The organism is Pseudomonas synxantha BG33R (assembly GCF_000263715.2).
Classification (GTDB): domain Bacteria; phylum Pseudomonadota; class Gammaproteobacteria; order Pseudomonadales; family Pseudomonadaceae; genus Aquipseudomonas; species Aquipseudomonas synxantha_A.
In genome coordinates, this window is sequence record NZ_CM001514.1 from 2,699,431 (window position 1) to 2,718,998 (window position 19,568).

Genomic DNA, 19,568 nt, shown 5'->3' on the forward strand with positions numbered 1-19,568 from the left:
CCATGCTTTCCAACCCTAATATCGACTTGGTGTCGCGCTTTCTTCGCTTGCCTCTGGAGCAGCGCCAGCAGTTTTACCAGCGCCTGCAAAGCCGGGGCATGAGTTTCGCTCAACTGCCGATTGCCTCGATCCGCGAGGACGGCCAACATCTGCCGCTGTCCTACGCTCAAGAGCGCCAGTGGTTCCTTTGGCAACTGGATCCGGACAGCACCGCCTATCACATCCCCGGGGCCCTGCGTTTGCACGGGCACTTGGACCTGGCGGCATTGCAGCGCAGTTTCGACAGCCTGCTGGCCCGGCATGAGAGCTTGCGCACACAACTGGTCGAGGACGGCGAACGCCTCTGGCAAGCGGTGATGCCCCAGGCGCGGGTGCAGATCCACCAGGCGCGTATCGACGAGGCGCAGTTGATGGCGCGGGTGGAAGCCGAAGTCGCACGGCCGTTCGATTTGCACCAGGCGCCGTTGTTGCGCGTGACGCTGTTGCAACTGGCCGAGGATGAACATGTGCTGGTGATGGTGCAGCACCACATCGTGTCCGATGGTTGGTCGATGCAAGTGATGGTCGAGGAGCTGGTGCAGTTCTACGCCGCTCACAGTCAGGGCCATGATTTGCAACTGCCTGAGCTGCCGATCCAGTACGCCGACTACGCCCTGTGGCAACGAGGCTGGATGGAGGCCGGAGAGCAGGCGCGCCAGCTGGCCTATTGGCAGGCCCTGCTGGGCGGCGAGCAGCCGGTGCTTGAGCTACCGCTGGACCGCCCGCGTCCGGCGCAGCAAAGCCATCGCGGTGCAAGCGTGCAGGTGCATCTGCCACCGGCTCTGGTGGCCGGTCTCAAGCGCCTGGCGCAGCAGGAGGGTGTGACGGCGTTCATGCTGTTGCTGGCGTCGTTCCAAGCCCTGTTGTATCGCTACAGCGGGCAGTCGGACATTCGTATTGGCGTGCCGAATGCCAACCGAAACCGCGTCGAAACCGAGCGGCTGATCGGCTTCTTCGTCAATACACAGGTGCTCAAGGCTGACCTCGACGGGCAGATGAGCTTTGCCGAACTGCTGCAACAAACCAAGCGTCGCGCCCTGGAGGCCCAGGCCCATCAGGATCTGCCGTTCGAACAACTGGTGGTGGCGTTGCAGCCCGAACGCAGCTTGAGCCACAACCCATTGTTCCAGGTGATGTTCAACCACCAGACCGATGCCCAGGGCGGCCGCGAAGGCCAGCAGTTACCGGGCCTGCGTGTGGTGGAACTGGATTGGGACAGCCCGACCACCCATTTCGATCTGAGCCTGGATACCCATGAATCCGCCGAGGGCCTCTGGGCTGCGCTGACCTATGCCACTGACTTGTTCGACACCGCTACCGTCGAGCGCTTGGCGCAGCACTGGCAGCACGTGTTGCAGGCAGTGGTGAACGCACCGCGCAGCCGTCTCTGCGAGCTGCCGATGCTGAGTGCCGTGGAGCAACAGGTGATGCTCCAGGATTGGAACGCTCCGGCGTGTGCCACCACCCTGCACGCGGTGCACCGGCTGTTTGAAGCCCAGGCCGACCGGCAGCTGGGCCGCCAGGCCCTGGCCCTGGATGACCAGGCCCTCAGCTATGGCGAACTGAATCGCCAGGCCAACCGCCTGGCGCATTACCTGCTGGCCCAGGGCATCGGCCCGCATGGGCCGGTGGGGATCTGCATCGAGCGCTCCTTTGCCATGGTGGTCAGCTTGCTGGCGGTGCTCAAGACGGGCGCAGCCTATGTGCCGTTGGACCCTGAGTACCCGCGCGAACGCCTGGTGCATATGCTTGAGGACAGCGGCGTCGGCCTGGTGTTGACTCAATCTCACCTGCGCGGGCGCCTGCCGTTGCCGGCTCATGTGTCGTCCGTGGATATTGATCTGGCCCCATTGGCGCAGTGCTCCGAGGACAATCTACCGACTGATGTCGAGCCCCAGAGCCTGGCGTACGTGATCTACACCTCCGGCTCCACCGGCAAGCCCAAGGGGGTTGCCATCAGCCATGCTGCCCTGAGTGAGTTCGTTGGCATCGCGGCGGATTACTCGCAACTGGTTGCCCAAGACCGGGTGTTGCAGTTTGCCACCCTGAACTTCGACGGTTTTGTCGAGCAGTTGTACCCGGCCCTGACCCTCGGTGCCACCGTAGTATTGCGCGGCCCGCAACTGTGGGACGGTGCCGAGCTGTATCGGCAGATCATCGCCCAGGGCATCACCTTGGCCGACTTGCCCACGGCCTACTGGAAGCTGTTCCTGCAAGACTGCCTGGCAGCGGGCCCGAGGTCTTATGGTGCCTTGCGCCAGATCCATATCGGCGGCGAAGCCATGCCGTTGGATGGCCCACTCCTGTGGCAGCGCGCAGGGCTCGGCCATGTGCGCTTGCTCAACACCTACGGGCCTACCGAGGCCACTGTGGTCTCCAGTGTGCTGGACTGCACTGACGCGAGCGCCGTCAGCGCCGCCGGTGCCAGCCCGATTGGCCGGGCGCTGCCAGGGCGTGGCCTGTATGTGCTGGACCGCGACCTGAACTTGCTGGCGCTGGGCGCAGTCGGTGAACTCTATATCGCCAGCGCCAGTGGCTTGGCCCGCGCTTATTTACAACGGCCGGGCCTGACTGCCGAACGTTTCGTCGCGGACCCGTTCGGCGCCGCAGGCGAGCGCCTGTACCGCACCGGCGACCTGGCGCGTTATCGCGCCGACGGCGTGGTGGAGTATGTCGGGCGGGTCGACCACCAGGTCAAGATCCGTGGTTTCCGCATTGAACTGGGTGAGATCGAAAGCGTACTGCTGGCTCAGGACAGTGTGCGTGAAGCCTTGTTGCTGGCCGCTGACAACCAACTGGTGGCCTACCTGGTGCCGGCGCAGACGCTGTCTGAAACCGAGCGCGCGGAGGCTGGCGAACAACTGATGCTGACCTTGCGCGAACACCTGCCGGACTACATGGTGCCAGCGCACCTGATCTTCCTCGACCACATGCCTTTGAACCCCAACGGCAAGCTGGACCGCCAGGCGCTGCCCAAACCCGAAGCCGCCGCCTTGCAACAGGACTGGCTGGCGCCGGTCACGCCGTTGCAGCAACAGGTGGCAGCGATCTGGGCGGATATCCTCGGCGCCGAGCACGTGGGCCTGAACCAGCACTTTTTCGAACTGGGCGGGCATTCGCTGTTGGCGATGCAGGTGGTATCACGGATTCGCCAGACCCTGAGCCTGGAAGTGCCGCTCAAGGCCGTGTTCGAACACCCACGCCTGGAGGCATTTGTCACCGCCTTGCAGGCCCAGGACAGCCCGATGCCGACGGCGCCACCTCTGATGCCGGCGGGCCGCGAGCATCCCTTGCCGCTGTCTTATGCCCAGGAGCGCCAATGGTTTCTGTGGCAACTGGAGCCCCAGAGTGCGGCGTATCACATCCCCAGTGCATTACGCTTGAAAGGGCAGTTGGATCCAGGCGCGCTTCAGCACAGTTTCGATAGCTTGCTGGCGCGCCATGAAAGCTTGCGCACCCATATTCGCCAGGATCACGACGGCGCGGTGCAAGTGATTGAACCGCGGGTGGCCTTGCCGATCACCCAGGCTGATGTCGATGAGGCCCAGCTTCAGAGCCGGGTAGAAGCGTTGATTGCCCAACCGTTCGACCTGCAGCAAGGCCCGTTGCTACGCGTGACGTTGCTGCGCCTGGCCGCAGACGAGCATGTGTTGGTGCTGGTGCAGCATCATATCGTCTCCGATGGTTGGTCAATGCAGTTGGTGGTCGAGGAGTTGGTGCAGTTGTATGCCGGTTACAGCCAAGGCCAGGATGTGCCGCTACCGGTGTTGCCGATCCAGTACGCCGATTATGCCGTATGGCAGCGTAACTGGATGGACGCCGGCGAGAAGCAACGTCAACTGGCCTACTGGCGTGAGCTGTTGGGCGGTGAGCAGAGCGTGCTGGAGTTGCCGTTCGACCACCAGCGCCCGGCGGTGCAGAGCCACCGTGGCGCGCGCCTGGCCTTCGAGCTGGCGCCCGAACTCACCCAGGGCCTCAAGGTGTTGGCGCAAGAGCAGGGCGTGACCCTGTTCATGTTGCTGCTGGCATCGTTCCAGACTTTGTTGCACCGCTACAGCGGCCAGGAAGAAATACGCGTCGGTGTGCCGATTGCCAACCGCAATCGCAGCGAGACCGAGCGGCTGATCGGCTTTTTCGTCAACACTCAGGTGCTCAGGGCGGATGTGCATGGGCAGATGAGCGTCGAGCAGTTGTTGCAGCACGTTCGGCAACGCGCGGTCCAGGCCCAGGCCCACCAGGACTTGCCGTTCGAACAGCTGGTGGAAGCCCTGCAACCTGAGCGCAGCCTGAGTCACAACCCGTTGTTTCAGGTCATGTTCAACCACCAGACCGATGTCGGCCAGGTCCAGGTTCAGCGCCAATTGCCAGCGTTGCAGGTGGAAGGGCTGGAGTGGGAAAGCAAGACCGCTCATTTCGACCTGGACCTGGATATCCAGGAGTCCACCGAAGGCATATGGGCCACCCTGGGTTATGCCCAGGACCTGTTCGAAGCTGGCACTGTGCAACGCATGGCGTGCCACTGGCAGAACCTGCTGCAGGGGATGGTTGCCAACCCACGGCAGCAGCTCAGTCAGTTGAGCTTGCTGGACGCGGCCGAACAACAACAGATCCTGCAACTCTGGAACCGCACGGATTCCGGCTTCTCGGCCGAGCGCTGGGTGCACGAATTGTTTGCCGATCGCGCCCGGGAAAACCCGACGGCGGTGGCGGTGAAGTTCGACGCGCAAACCCTGAGCTACGGCGAACTGGATCGCCAGGCCAACCGTCTGGCTCATGCCCTGATTGCCCGTGGCGTCGGCCCGGAAGTGCGCGTGGCGATTGCCATGCCGCGCAGCGCCGAGATCATGGTGGCATTCCTGGCGGTGATGAAAGCCGGTGGCGTGTATGTGCCGCTGGATATCGAGTACCCGCGTGATCGCTTGCTGTACATGATGCAGGACAGCCGCTCGAAATTGCTGCTGACCCATTCGGCAGTGCAGCAGCGGTTGCCGATCCCGGAGGGCATGGAAGCCTTGGCGGTGGATCAGGTACACGCCTGGTCAGGTTATAGCGAAACAGCACCGAATGTGGCGCTGGACGGCGACAACCTCGCCTACGTGATCTACACCTCCGGTTCCACCGGCCTGCCCAAGGGCGTGGCGGTGTCTCACGGGCCGTTGGTGGCGCACATTATCGCTACCGGTGAGCGTTATGAAACCTCGCCGGCCGATTGCGAACTGCACTTTATGTCGTTCGCCTTCGACGGCTCCCACGAAGGCTGGATGCACCCGTTGATCAACGGCGCCAGCGTGTTGATCCGTGATGACAGCCTGTGGTTGCCCGAATACACCTATGAGCAGATGCACCGCCATAACGTGACCATGGCGGTCTTCCCGCCGGTGTACCTGCAACAGTTGGCCGAACATGCCGAGCGCGACGGCAACCCACCGGCGGTGCGGGTGTATTGCTTCGGCGGTGACGCCGTTGCTCAAGCCAGCTATGACCTGGCTTGGCGCGCGCTGAAACCCAAGTACCTGTTCAACGGCTACGGCCCGACCGAAACCGTGGTTACGCCGTTGCTGTGGAAAGCGCGCAAGGGTGACCCATGCGGTGCAGTCTACGCGCCCATCGGCACCTTGCTCGGCAACCGCAGCGGTTACGTGCTGGATTCGCAACTCAATCTGCAACCCATCGGCGTGGCAGGCGAGTTGTACCTGGGCGGCGAGGGCGTGGCCCGGGGTTACCTGGAGCGCCCGGCACTGACTGCTGAGCGTTTCGTGCCGGATCCGTTCGGCAAACCGGGCAGCCGTGTGTATCGCAGCGGCGACCTGACCCGTGGGCGTCCGGATGGGGTGGTGGACTACCTGGGGCGTGTCGACCATCAGGTGAAGATCCGCGGTTTCCGTATCGAACTGGGTGAAATCGAAGCGCGTTTGCGCGAGCAGGCCAGCGTCGGTGAAACCGTGGTAGTGGCTCAGGAGGGCCCGACCGGCAAGCAACTGGTGGCCTATGTCGTACCGCTGGACTCAACACTTCTGGACGACGCAGTCGCTCAATCAAACGGTCGCGAAACCTTGCGTCGCGCGTTGAAATCCCGCTTGCCGGACTACATGGTGCCGACGCACTTGATGTTCCTCGAACGTATGCCGCTGACCCCTAACGGCAAGCTCGATCGCAAGGGCTTGCCGCTGCCGGATGTTAGCCAGATGCAGCAGGTGTATGTGGCACCTCAGAGCGAGTTGGAGCGCAAGATCGCCACCATCTGGGCCGACGTGCTGCGCCTGCCGCAAGTCGGTTTGCATGACAACTTCTTCGAACTGGGCGGCGACTCGATCATTTCGATCCAGGTGGTCAGCCGGGCCCGCCAGGCCGGGGTGCGCTTCACGCCCAAGGATCTGTTCCAGCATCAGACCGTGCAAAGCCTGGCGACCGTCGCGCGGGAAGGCGAGGGCACGGTGCAACTGGACCAGTCGGCGCTGACCGGCGAGTTGCTGCTGCTGCCAGTGCAACAAGGCTTCTTTGCCGATGACATTCCCCAGCGTCACCACTGGAACCAGTCCGTGGTGCTGCAACCGCACCAGCCGTTGCAGGCGCCGTTGCTGGTGGCGGCACTGCAGGCGTTGATCGTGCATCACGATGCCTTGCGCAGCACTTTCGTCGAGGGGCCGCAAGGCTGGAGCGCAGCTTACCGCGGTCCCGATCAGCACCAGGCTGAACAGGTGTTGTGGCAAACCACCTTGAACAGCGTCGAGGAGCTGGACGCCCTGGGTGAAGAAGCCCAACGCAGCCTCGACCTGGCTGTGGGGCCGTTAGTGCGTGCTGTGTTGGCGCAGTTGGCCGATGGCTCCCAGCGTTTGTTGCTGGTGATCCATCACTTGGTGGTGGACGGTGTGTCGTGGCGCATCCTGCTTGAAGACCTGCAGAGCGCTTACCAGCAACTGGCGCAGGGCACTCCTGTGGCGCTGCCGGCCAAGACCAGCGCCACCCGCGCCTGGGCCGCACGCTTGCAGACCTATGCCCGTAGCGCTGCGCTGCAACACGAACTGGCCTGGTGGCAGACGCAATTGCAAGGCAGCCCGGTCGGCTTGCCCGGCGCTGATCCACAGGCAAGCTTGAGCAATCAGCTGGCGCTGAGCGTGAGCACGCAGTTGGACGCCACGTATACGCGACGTTTGCTGCAAGACGCGCCGAGTGCCTACCGCACCCAGATCAACGACCTGTTGCTCACCGCCCTGGCGCGGGTGATCACACGCTGGAGCGGCGAGGCCTCGATGTTGATACGGCTGGAAGGCCACGGTCGTGAAGACCTGTTCGATGAGATCGACCTGACCCGCACGGTCGGTTGGTTTACCAGCCTTTACCCATTGCAACTGGTTCCGGCTGACTCCCTGGGTACTTCCCTGAAACACATCAAGGAGCAATTGCGCGCTGTGCCCGACAAGGGCCTGGGGTTTGGCGCATTGCGATACCTGGGCGATACCGAGGCGCAATTGGCGCTGGCGGCCTTGCCACGCCCACGTATTACCTTCAACTACCTGGGGCAGTTTGACGCCAGTTTTGACAATGGCGAACAGCCAGGGCTGTTCACACCGACCGGTGATGCCAGTGGTGCCGAGCAAAGCCAGCAGGCGCCTTTGGGCAACTGGCTGGAGATCAATGGCCAAGTCTTTGGCGGCGAGCTGAAATTGAACTGGAGCTTCAGCCAGGCGATGTTCGATGAGGCGACGGTGCAATGCCTGGCTGATGAATATGCAACTGAACTCAAGGCGCTGATCGACCACTGCTGTGAGTCGACGCACCAGGGCGTGACGCCGTCGGACTTCCCCCTGGCGCGCTTGTCCCAGGCACAGTTGGATGGCCTGGCGCTGAACGTGTCCGAGGTCGAAGACCTGTACCCGTTGTCACCGATGCAGCAAGGCATGTTGTTCCAATCGCTGTACGGCGAAGGCTCGGGTGACTACATCAACCAGATGCGCATTGATGTGCAGGGCCTGGACGTAGCGCGCTTCCACCAGGCATGGCAGGTGGCGGTAGAGCGTCATGAGATCCTGCGCAGCGGCGTGGTCTGGCAGGCGGAGCTTGAGCAGCCTTTGCAGGTGGTCTACAAGCAGGCGCACCTGCCGTTTGTGCAGTTGGATTGGCAAACGCGTGCAGACTGCAACCAGGCCCTTGATGACCTGGCCGAGTCGGCACGGGCCCAGGGCTTTGTGCTGGAGCAGGCGCCGTTGTTGAGCTTGACGGTGGTGCGCACGGGGGTATCGAGCTACCACCTGATCTACACCAATCACCATATCCTGATGGATGGCTGGAGTGGTTCGCAGCTATTCGGTGAGGTGCTGCAACAGTATGCGGGCGAGGCGCTTCCCGCGCCGACCGGGCGTTATCGTGACTATATCGCCTGGCTGCAGGCGCAGGATAAAGCTGCCAGTCAAGCGTTCTGGAAAGACCAACTGGTCAACCTGCAAGAGCCTACACGTCTGTCCCGTTCCGCGCAGGCCGAGGAGGATGCGGCCCTGGCGGTCAATGGCGAGCATCGTTTGAGCCTGGATGCCTCGCAAACCGAACAGCTTAGAACCTTTGCCCAGCGCCACAAGGTGACCCTCAATACCCTGGTGCAAGGCGCCTGGTTGTTGCTGTTGCATCACCACACGGGGCAAGCCACCGTAGCCTTCGGCGCCACGGTGGCAGGGCGTCCGGCGCAACTTCGCGGGATTGAACAGCAGGTCGGATTGTTCATCAACACGCTGCCCGTAGTCGCGACGCCGGATGCGCAGATGTCGGTCAGCCACTGGTTGCAGCAGCTCCAGCAGCAGAACGTCGGCTTGCGTGAGCAGGAACACACGCCGCTGTTCGAGATCCAGCGCTGGGCCGGGTTGGGCGGTGAAGCGCTGTTCGACAGTATCCTGGTGTTCGAGAACTACCCGGTGTCCGAGGCGCTGGAGCAGGGCGCACCGTCGGGGCTACGCTTTGGTGCAGTGCACAGCCTGGAGCAGACCCACTATCCATTGACCGTGTTGTTGGCCCTCGGCGAGACACTGGGCCTGGAATTCAATTACGCCCGCCAGGCCTTCAGCACAACGCATATCCAGCGCTTGGCCGAGCACTTCCAGCAGTTGCTGCTGGCCCTGGCCACCGATGGCAGTCAACGTCTTGGCGCGTTGCCGTCTCTGGCGCAGGCCGAGCGTCAGTTGGTGGTGCAGGATTGGAATGCCACGGCGGTGGACTACCCGCTCGATCAAGCAGTACACCGCTTGATCGAGGCTCAGGTGTTGCGCGCGCCGGATGCGCAAGCGTTGGTGTTTGACGGGCAAACCCTGAGTTACAGCGCGTTGAACGCCCGGGCCAACCGGCTGGCGCACCGCTTGATGGCTGCCGGAGTCGGCCCGGATGTGCTGGTGGGCCTGGCGCTGGAGCGCTCGGTGGAAATGGTGGTCGGCCTGTTGGCGGTGCTCAAGGCCGGTGGCGCCTATGTGCCGCTGGACCCGGAATACCCCGGTGACCGTCTGGCCTACATGCTGCACGACAGTGGCGTGCAACTGCTGTTGACCCAGGCCCACCTGCTGGCGCAGCTGCCGGTTCCGGCGGGTGTGAACACTCTGGTGCTGGAGCAGGGCGATGCCTGGTTGGAGGCGTTCGGCAGCCACAACCCGGATATTACCGTGCATGGCGAAAACCTCGCCTACGTGATCTACACCTCCGGATCCACCGGCCAACCCAAGGGCGCCGGCAACCGCCATCATGCACTGACCAACCGCCTGTGCTGGATGCAGCAGGCCTATGGTCTGGACGCTCGCGACAGCGTATTGCAGAAAACCCCGTTCAGCTTTGACGTGTCGGTGTGGGAATTCTTCTGGCCGTTGATGACCGGCGCCCGCCTGGTGGTGGCGGCGCCGGGGGATCATCGTGACCCTGCCAGGCTGGTGAGCCTGATCAACTCGCAGCAGATCACCACCCTGCATTTCGTGCCGTCCATGCTGCAAGCGTTCTTGCAAGACGCGGCAGTTGCTTCGTGCCAGAGCCTGCAACGCATCGTCTGCAGCGGTGAGGCATTGCCCGCGGACGCCCAGCAACAGGTGTTCGCCAAGTTACCCCTCGCCGGGTTGTACAACCTGTACGGTCCCACCGAAGCGGCTATCGATGTGACCCACTGGACTTGTGTCGAGGAAGGCCGCGATGCCGTGCCGATTGGCCGACCGATTGCCAACCTGGGTTGCTACGTGTTGGATGACAACCTGGAGCCTGCACCGGTGGGCGTGTTGGGTGAATTGTACTTGGGCGGTATTGGCTTGGCGCGGGGTTACCATCGCCGCGCGGCACTCACCGCTGAGCGTTTTGTGACTGACCCGTTCGGTAGCGGCACACGTCTGTATCGCACTGGCGACCTGGCGCGTTATCGCGACGATGGCGTGATCGAATATGCCGGGCGCATGGACCATCAGGTCAAGCTGCGTGGCCTGCGTATCGAGTTGGGAGAAATCGAAGCGCGCCTGCTGGAGCTCGACAGTGTCCGCGAAGCCGCAGTGCTGGCGGTGGACGGCACGCACCTGGTGGGTTACCTGGTGCTGCAACAGCCGCTTGAGGATTGGAAAGCGGCGGTGGTTGCGTACCTGGCCGCGCAGTTGCCGGACTACATGGTCCCAGCGCAGTGGGTGGTGCTGACGCAGATGCCGCTGAGCCCGAACGGCAAGTTGGACCGTAAGGCACTGCCCAAGCCTGAGGCTCAGAGCGCTGGGCAACACCAGGCGCCTGTCACCGAGATCGAGCAGCAGATCGCGGCGATCTGGTGCGAGGTACTGGAGGTGGAGCGTGTGGGGCTTCGCGACAATTTCTTCGAACTCGGCGGCCATTCGTTGCGGGTGCTGATGCTCAAGGAGCGGATTCGCAAGGTCAGCGGCGTGAACCTGTCCGTCAGCCAATTGATGCTTAACCCCACCGTGGCGGGGCAGGTCAAGTGCGTGCAGGGCGATAGCCGAGCGTCGTTGATCGTCAAGCTTAACCAGCAGACGCAAGGCACGCCGTTGTTCATGTTCCACCCAAGCTTCGGCTCGGTGCATTGCTACACCGCGATTGCTCTGGCCCTGCGTGAGCAGCGCCCGGTGTACGGGGTGATGTGTCGCGCATTGGCTGAAGAGGGCGCTGCGGTGCCGCATTGGCAGGTGATGGTCGAGGATTACACCGCGCAATTGTTGGCGGCCCAACCCCATGGCGCGTTCCGCCTGGCCGGCTGGTCGTTGGGCGGTAACCTGGCCATGGAAGTGGCCTACGGCCTGGAGCAAGCCGGCCGCGAGGTTGAGTTTGTAGGCTGGATCGACGCTGCGCCGCCGCAGTGGGTCAAACCCTACTGGGATGCTGTGGAGGTCGAGGACGACCTCGAAGTCTCAGCCAATGAGCGCCGTGCCGCCTTGTTGGGGGTGATGTTCCCCGAATTTGCCGAGTCCATCCAGGGTGCCTGGCAGCAATGCCGGCAGGATACCGAGGATGAAGCGCAGCAATGGCTGGGATTCGTGAGCTGGGCTGAACAGACCTTGGGCGAAGCATTTATTGCCGTCAAAGAGGAACTGCTGCGTGGCAATGAGGCGCAGATATCCTGGGACGTTGACCGGGCACTGAGTGAGCGCTTGCTGCAGGCGGACTTCAAGCCGATCAAGGCTCCCATCAGTTGCTGGTGGGCAGCCAAGAGCCGGGCAGGGCGATTCAAGGAAGTGATTGAGCAGCAGATGGCGACGGTGATCAGCCAGGGGCGTATCGAGCGTTCGGTGATGATTGAGACTGATCATGACGGCATTATCGACAGCGCGGTGTTCATCAGCAGTTTGGTGGATGCGATGAGGTAAACCGCCGCTTTACGAGAAGCCCGGATCCTGTATCCGGGTTTTTTGTGGGTGAGCGGCATAGTCTTTTTGGCTGATGCCGATCAATGAAGCAGCCACAGACTATTTTCGTACGAAAAAAAAACGCCCGGTGAGCGTTCAACTCTCACCGGGCGTGCGGTCGATCAAGGGGTGCGATCAGAAGTCCCAGCGGGTGCTGACCATCACGTTACGTGGTTCGCCGTAGGCGGCCGAATTATAGAAGCCCACGTTGCTGTAGTAGGACTTGTCGAAGATATTGTTGAAGTTGACGGTGGCCGAAAGGTTCTTGGTGACCTGGTAGCGAGTCATCAAGTCCACCAACCAGTAGGATTCCTGGGTGATGTCCTGATCTTGCTTGAGCGGCTCGTTCCAGATTGAGTTCCAGCCCTTGGTCTGCCAGCGCACCCCACCACCGATGGTGAACTTGTCCAGGTCGCCCTTGAGCTTGTAGGTGGTATTCAGGTTGACCTGATGCTCGGGCTCGAAGGTAGAGAGCTTCTTGTCGTCTTCGTCTCGTACGATCTTGTGGGTGTAGCCACCCTGCAGTTGCCAGCCTGGGCTCAACTCACCGGAGATCTCTGCTTCATATCCCTTGGTGACGGCTTTGGAGCCCTTGAACGCCCAGTTTTGCGGGGCTGGTACTTGGTTGTTATAGGCATCGTCCGAGATCGGGCGGTTGGTCTCATGCACTTCGAAGTAAGCGATGCTGGTGTTGAGACGGCCGTCGAAAAACTCACCTTTCAGGCCCAACTCGTAGTTCTGTCCTTCGTCCGGTTCCAGCAGTTTTTCGTTGCGGTCCTTATAGGTGCTTTCCTGGGGTTGGAAAATATCGGTGTAGCTGGCGTATACCGAGAAGTTGTCGTTGAGGTCGTAGATCACGCCGGCGTAGGGAATAAAGCGACCCGTTTCCTTGTAGGAAGGATTGTTGCCGGTGACGTGATAGTTGGCCACGCGCCCACCCAGGATCACGTTCAGGTCGTCTATCACGTTAAAGCGTGCGGTCAGGTAGTAGCCGGTCTGGCGGATGGTGTCATCGATGTGCTGTTGGGCCGGGCCGTAGATCGGCTTGGCGATATGGCCGTTCCAGTTATAGAAGTCGACCTTGTTACCGCCTGGCCATTCCGGCGACCAGTAGCCCTTGCCTTGCCAGCGCGAGGTGCCGATGGAGCCACCCACCACCAGTTCATGTTCGCGACCAAACAGGCTGAACGGCCCGGTGGCGTAGAGGTCCGCCGAGGTGCTCTTGGTCTCGCCGGTGTATTTCTGGCCATTAATCTCGGCGGTGCCGTCGGCTGCTGGCTGGACGAATTGAATCGAACCCAGGTCGGCATGGTAGCTGTTGATCTTGTGGTCTAGCTGGAATTTGGTGACCCAGCCGTCACCCATGTCATGTTCGAGCATGGCGAAGGCGGTACGGGTGTTCTGCTCCCAGGAACTCCAGGTGGTGCCGTTGTTATACGAGCGGGGCATCTTGTTGATGCTGCCGTTGGAGTTGACCAGCGGGAAGGACCCGGACCAGCTCGACCCCTGCGGAATGTTGTCCTGGTAATCGAAGCCCACCGTCAGCATGGTGTCCGGGGAGAGGTCGAATTCGGTGATGCCGTAATAGGTTTCGGTCTTGCGTGAGTAGTGGTCCATGAAGGACTTTTTGTCCTGGTACGCCGCCACTGCACGCCCACGGACATTGCCGCTGTCGGTCAACGGGCCGCTGACATCCACTTCGCTGCGGTAGTTGTCCCAGGAACCCGCGCCCAGTTGGACGTGGCCCTTGAAATCCGAGGTAGGTTTCTTGCGGATCAGGTTGATGGTAGCGCCCAATGAGCCCGCGCCATTGAGCAGGCCGGTGGCCCCCTTGAGGATTTCGACACGATCATAGATCGCCATGTCGCTGAGGGTGTTGCCCGCCGAATAACCAACGTTGCGCACGGTGGACGGGATACCGTCGTACTGGAAACTGTTGACCGAAAAACCACGAGAGTAGTAGTTGGTGCGGTCGGAGTCATAGGCTGACACGGTGATGCCCGGGGTGTGGCGCATCACGTCATCCATGTTGTTGAGGCCGAAGTCCTCGATGTGCTGGCGGGTGACCACGGTGATCGACTGCGGCGTTTGCCGCGGCGTCAGGGTCAGGCGCGTAGCCGTGGCAATGGTGCCCGGCGTGTAGGAACCGGAACCTTCGGTGATGTTGCCCAAGTAGTTGGCGGTCACCTCAGTCGGGCTCAGCTCCAGCCCGCCACCGCTGCTGGCGGCGGCAACGGTCAAGGTATTGCCATTGAGGCTATAGGTGGTCTGGCTGCCAGCCAGCAACGCGTCAATGGCCTGCTGCGGCTGCATCTTGCCCTTGACGGCGCGGCTGTTCTTGCCCTGTACATCGCCCGGGCTGTACAGCACTTGCACATTGGTCTGGCGGCCAAATTCCTGCAGTGCGCTCCCCAGCGACTGTGCAGGAATATTCAGCTCGATCTCCTGGGCTTGCACATAACCTGCAATTGGCATCGACACAGCCAGCGCCAGGGCACTCGGCAAGAGGTTGATGTTCAGGGCCCGGCGCATGGATAGCGCTTTGCTCAGGGGGCTGAGACCGAGTCGTGCTGGCATGGATGCTTTCTCTTCTGTGTTTTAAGTGGGCAATTATAAGTGTTTATTGAGGTTAGTTCTCATTACCACTAGTGAGACGTTCCTACTTCGCAAAACCGGAAAAAATATTCCGACGCATCATGCAGGCTCCATTTCATGCACCACCTGGCCGGCGCGCAGGCGCACCAATTGGTCGGCAATGTCGAAATAACGGTCGTCATGGCTGATCACGATGATGGTCTTGCCCAGGCGTTTGAGGTCCGGCAGTAGCTCGGTGTAGAAGATGCGGCGAAAGGCCGGGTCCTGGTCGGCAGCCCATTCGTCGAACACCAGTACCGGGCGCTCCTCCAGCCAGGCATTGACCAGGGCCAGGCGTTTGCGCTGGCCGGTGGACAGGTCGGTGGTGCTGAACACGCCATCCTTGACGCTGACCTTGTGCGCGATTTCCAGGCGTTCCAGGTATTTGGTCGCGCTGTCCAGGGACTGGGCGGCGCTGCCTTGTACCAAATCGTCGAACAGGTAGTAGTCAGAAAACACCGTAGTGAACAACTGCCGATAATCGTCGCGTTCAGGGTCGGTCACCGCTGTGCCGTTGAGCACAATCTCGCCAGCCTGAGGGGGATACAGGCCCAGCAGCAGCTTGATCAAGGTGGTCTTGCCGCTACCGTTTTCGCCGACGATAAATACGATATCGCCTTGCTTGATGCTGAGGTTGATCGGCCCCAGATGGAACGGCTGGCTGCCTTCTACCGCTGGTGGGCTGTAGCTGACGCCACGCAGTTCAAGGCTGTTGACCAGCGGCTTTGGCGCTTCACTGTCGTCCATCAACAAGTGGGGCTCGGGCGAAGAAAAACGCTCCGACAGTTCGCTGATGCGCCCAAAGGCAATCTTGGCCTTGCCCACGACCGGCAAGTAACCCAGCAGGTGCTCCAGCGGCCCCTTCATGTACAACAGCACCAGCACGAAGCCAGTAATCACCGTAGGGTCAGGGTTGGGGTTGTACGCCTGCATCGCCAAAGCCAGGCCGATGACCACGAAGAACAGCATCGAGCCGAAGGTCTTGGCCAGAATATAAATATTGACCGAGCGCACCTGGATGTCGCTGATGCGGTCAGCGGTTTCCTGGATGCGATGGGTGTTCATGCGAAACCGCCGCGGGCGGTGCATGCGCAATTCCTTCGCGCCGGAGGCAATCGCATTGTAATAGCGCTGCAATTCATCCTCGTGGCTGCGGGCCAGGTCGAAGCCCTGGATGCCTTTGCCGCCGGCAATGAACTGCACGGCGCTACCGACAATGATCGCGACCACCATCATCAGAAACATCGGCACCGACAGGTAAGCCAGGTAACCGAGGCAACCCAGGGTAACGGTGGCGGCGATGGCCAGGGGTGTGAAGGCAAAGGAAAAATCGCTGATGGTGTCCACGTCGTGGGTCAGCACCGGGATCAGGCGGTGGGAGCGATACTGCTCGATCTGTCCGATCGGAGCTGACAGCACCTTTTCACCCAGATCCTTGCGCAGGGCGGCAATGATCCGTTGCCCGACATAGTTGGTGCCGATGTCGGAAATGATCGAACTGATAAGCGCCACCACGCACAAGGCGGCAAAGGTCAGGACCACACCCTGTGTCATGCCACCCTCGGAATGCAGAGCATTGTTGATGGTTGCCAGCAGCAGGGTGATGGCCAGGCCGCCGACCATACCGAGGGCGACGGAGACCGTAACAATGGTGCGAAAGGGCCGGAGCAATGCGAGCAAACCTTTGAAGGCGCCGCGCTTGGGGTCGGTCATAAATACTTCCCGGGAAATGAAAAAGAGGGGGCTGGGCACACAGACCCTTACCCATGACAAACGAAGCATCGGCGTGACTATTTAGCTCGGTGCGCCAGGCGGTGGCAGTGAGCGATAAATTGCCTGGGGCCTGGTTCGTTCTTGTTGTGTAGGCGCACGCGTATCGACGCTGTGCGTGGCCCTTTCAGCGAGAGCGAAACAAATGACGAAAAAGAACCTGGTGTATGTCTGGTCCCTGAGAAATGCCGCTGCCGACAAGGCCGGGCAGCCGGTGGCCTATAAGGACCACGAGCGCTACATGAAGTCGGTGCTGGAGTTTCTGGTGGGCTCGCTCAACGACACGCCGCTGGGCGAGGTCTACAACCTGGTGGGCGTGGTGTATGACGACGATGAGCAAAACCCGCGCGACCAGCAGTTGGTCGCGGACTATGGCTTCGCCTACAAGCCGGGCCGCCAGTGGTTGTACCCGGCGGATTTGCGCGTGCAGGGCAAGTTGGTCAATGACCTGCTGCTGAGCGTGCCATCCACCTATCGCCGGCTGCCACGGGGCAGCGCCGAACATATCGCCGGCAAGCAGGATTTCGAGCGGCGCCTGCATGACACCCTGGTGGAGTTGAAGGCCGACATCGTGGTGCTTGACGGTTTGCTGGTGATCCTCGATGAACTGGTGCGTCCGGGCGCGCCGTTTGCGCGGCGCATCATGAACATTCATCCGGGCATCACCCGCATCGAATCGCCTTACGAGCGCCGTGGGGCCTACGCCACCTGGAATGCGCTGTACGGCGCGCGTGGGCAAGCGGTTGTAGATTGGGCGACCAGGCAGACGCAGCCGTGCGAGCCGCTGTACCTGACCGGGGCATCGTTCCATTACGTGGATAACGGTATCGACTCCGGTGAAGTGTTCCACGACGTGCTCAAGACAGAGATTTCGCCCGAGGACACCATCCTCGAACTGCGCTGGAACAACTTCAATAACAGCCTGTTCCCGGCGCTGCACGAAGGCTTGGAGCTGTTGGCCAAGCAAGGCTGAGCACAATCTTGCTGATGCATGGGATCTAAATGTGGGAGGGGGCTCGCTCCCGATGAGGGCATGTCAGTCAATGCATGGGTGACTGACACACCGCTATCGGGAGCAAGCCCCCTCCCACAATTTAGAGCTCGCGCACTACCCGAAAGCCAATCCAGTCGCCGCGTGTCTGCGGATAGATGTTGTTGCGATTGCCCGAACGCGAAAACACCGGCGCCTCACCCCAGTCATTGCCGCGAATCTGGTAAGCCTCACAGTTCGGCTCCACCCACGCACTGCCATCAGTCGGTGCGCCGATGTAGTTCGGGTGCTCGCAATCGGCTACCCGCTCATACACATTGCCGTGCATGTCATACATCCCGAACGCATTCGGCGGGTAGCTGCCGACCGGCGACGAATAGCTATAGCCGTCCGCCGGGCCGTAGGTGTTGGCGTGCTTGGCGATGCTGTAGCCCTTGCCCTCGTCGAACGGAAAGGGGAACGGTCCGGTGGTACCGGCGCGCGCGGCGTATTCACGCTGGGCTTCGCTGACCATGTGGTACGTGTGCCCGGTCTTCTTCGACAACCAACTCACGTATTGCTTGATGTCGTCCATGTCCATGCACACTGCCGGCTGGCGTGGGCCCTGGGGGTAGCGTGGCTTGCTGGCGATACATTCGCGGCCGGGGCGGTCGTCGCCGTTGGCGATCTTCACGCCGGTCTGGCGCACGTAACTGTCCCATTCGCCGGCGGTGATGTGGAAACGGCTCATGGCGAACGGCTTGGCGAAGGTCACTTCATGCATCGGGCCTTCATCGGGCTCGCGCCCCACTTCATCGTCCGGGGTGCCCATGGTGAAGGTGCCGGCGGGTAGCACCACCATCTCGGGGCAGTCCTTGCAGTCCTTGAAGACCTTGCCCGGCTGCGGGGCGGCAGCCTGGGCAAGGTTGGGCAGCAGGGCCCCACACAGGGCGGTGAGTGCCAGGGCGGTCAGGGGTTTGAGTCGGGATGGAGTCATGTGGGCATCTCGTTCAAAGGGAAAAAGGTCATAACCGCTGGCTCAGCAAGGTCATGAAGCGCTGGATCTCGGCTGAGTTGTTGAGCAGGCCGGGCGAGGTACGAATGACCGGGCCGACGTCACGGTCTACCGCGTCCACCACCACGCGGTTTTTCATCAGGTGGGCCGCAACTGCATCGCTGTCCTGGCCCTTGACCCGAAAGAAGGTGAAGCCCGCCGACAGCTCGGGGCTGCGTGGTGTGACCAGTTCGATCTGCGAGTGAGCCAGCAACTGGTCTTTCAGTTCGGTATTGAGCGCATGGATGCGTGCCTGTACCGGCGCCTTGCCCAACTGCAGGTGCAACTTGAAGGCTTCGTCGGCGGCCCAGCGATGTTCGAAGGCGTGGTAGCCGCCGGGTGTCATGGTCGTGGCGAAGTCCTTGTCTTCCGAGAAGGTCGGTATCATCGGTGTGACGTATTTGTTTTCGGTCTCGCGGGCGCACACCAGGCCGGTGCCGCGCGGGCCGAACATCCACTTGTGGGTGCCTGATATAAAGAAGTCGCAGTGCATGTCCGGGAAGTCGAGGTTCTCGACGCCGAAGCCGTGCACGCCGTCGACCACATAGAGAATGCGGTCCGGCTCGTCGCGGTTGCGGTTGTGTTCGTCCACCAGCTTGCCGATCTCGCCGATGGGCAATTTCACGCCGCTGCCCGACTGCACCCACGTCATGCCCAATACGCGAGTGTTGGGGCGGATATTGCGCTGGATATTGCTCAGCACCTCATCGACCGATACCTGATTGGCGTTTTCGAACAGGCGTATTTTACGAACCTGGGTCTGCTCTTTGCGCACTCTGAAATCCAGGCTGAACTCGGTGGCATAGTGCTCGTGCACGGTGGTGAGGATTTCCTGGTCGGCGCGCACCTTGATCCCGCCATAAATCATCGCCAGCCCTTCGGACGTGCTACCGGTGAGGGCGATCTGCGCGGGTTTGGCTTTCAAATAGCGGGCGGCCCACTCGCGTACCTGGCCTTCGCGCTTCCAGGTCTCCTGCAGGTCCCAGTCCATGGCCAGCCCGGGGTTGCGATCGATCTGCTGGCGGTAGCGTTCAATGGCTTCGCGCACCGGCTTGGGGTGCGAGGCCACCAGGAAGTTGGAAAAGTGCAGGTAGTCCGGATCCTGGTTGAACAGCTGTTTGAGTCCCGTCCATGGGTCGTTTGTAGAGGCTGCCAGTGCCTCGGGCAGCAGTGCGGCGCCCAGTGGCAGGCTCGCGGCAAAGACGCCGGCCTGCTTGAGAAATGTACGGCGGTCGGTCATGGACTTACT

At 61.6% G+C, this 19,568-nt stretch carries 6 protein-coding genes; 2 read left to right on the forward strand and 4 right to left on the reverse strand.

Annotated elements, in window-relative coordinates:
* The first annotated feature begins 2 nt into the window (after positions 1 to 2).
* Positions 3 to 11,852 carry a non-ribosomal peptide synthetase gene (locus tag PSEBG33_RS15255; RefSeq protein ID WP_005787635.1) on the forward strand — a complete coding sequence of 3,950 codons (11,850 nt, stop codon included), beginning with the start codon at positions 3 to 5 and terminating at the stop codon, positions 11,850 to 11,852.
* 174 nt (positions 11,853 to 12,026) lie between these two features.
* On the opposite strand, the gene PSEBG33_RS15250 is transcribed toward PSEBG33_RS15255, so the two are convergent.
* Positions 12,027 to 14,468 (reverse strand): TonB-dependent siderophore receptor, encoded by a 2,442-nt coding sequence (locus tag PSEBG33_RS15250; protein ID WP_005787637.1) that lies wholly within the window; start codon positions 14,466 to 14,468, stop codon positions 12,027 to 12,029.
* Positions 14,469 to 14,585: 117 nt separating this feature from the next.
* Positions 14,586 to 16,238 carry a cyclic peptide export ABC transporter gene (locus PSEBG33_RS15245; protein WP_005787638.1) on the reverse strand — a complete coding sequence of 551 codons (1,653 nt, stop codon included), beginning with the start codon at positions 16,236 to 16,238 and terminating at the stop codon, positions 14,586 to 14,588.
* A gap of 202 nt (positions 16,239 to 16,440) precedes the next feature.
* Here PSEBG33_RS15245 and PSEBG33_RS15240 point away from each other — a divergent pair, with 202 nt between their 5' ends.
* A complete protein-coding gene (locus PSEBG33_RS15240) occupies positions 16,441 to 17,268 on the forward strand; it encodes a formyltransferase family protein (RefSeq protein WP_005787640.1) in 828 nt (275 codons plus the stop codon).
* A gap of 121 nt (positions 17,269 to 17,389) precedes the next feature.
* Here the strand turns inward: PSEBG33_RS15240 and PSEBG33_RS15235 are convergent, their stop codons facing one another.
* Positions 17,390 to 18,262, reverse strand: coding sequence for a formylglycine-generating enzyme family protein (locus PSEBG33_RS15235; protein ID WP_005787642.1), 873 nt, complete (start codon positions 18,260 to 18,262; stop codon positions 17,390 to 17,392).
* A gap of 28 nt (positions 18,263 to 18,290) precedes the next feature.
* Entirely contained in the window at positions 18,291 to 19,559 is a 1,269-nt protein-coding gene (locus tag PSEBG33_RS15230) for an aminotransferase class V-fold PLP-dependent enzyme (protein WP_005787644.1), read from the reverse strand.
* Positions 19,560 to 19,568 lie beyond the last annotated feature (9 nt).

Coding starts and splice junctions, on each gene's coding strand:
- PSEBG33_RS15245 (WP_005787638.1), bottom strand. CDS start 16,238: ATGACCGACCCCAAGCGCGGCGCCTTCAAAGGTTTGCTCGCATTGCTC.
- PSEBG33_RS15240 (WP_005787640.1), top strand. CDS start 16,441: ATGACGAAAAAGAACCTGGTGTATGTCTGGTCCCTGAGAAATGCCGCT.
- PSEBG33_RS15250 (WP_005787637.1), bottom strand. CDS start 14,468: ATGCCAGCACGACTCGGTCTCAGCCCCCTGAGCAAAGCGCTATCCATG.
- PSEBG33_RS15230 (WP_005787644.1), bottom strand. CDS start 19,559: ATGACCGACCGCCGTACATTTCTCAAGCAGGCCGGCGTCTTTGCCGCG.
- PSEBG33_RS15255 (WP_005787635.1), top strand. CDS start 3: ATGCTTTCCAACCCTAATATCGACTTGGTGTCGCGCTTTCTTCGCTTG.
- PSEBG33_RS15235 (WP_005787642.1), bottom strand. CDS start 18,262: ATGACTCCATCCCGACTCAAACCCCTGACCGCCCTGGCACTCACCGCC.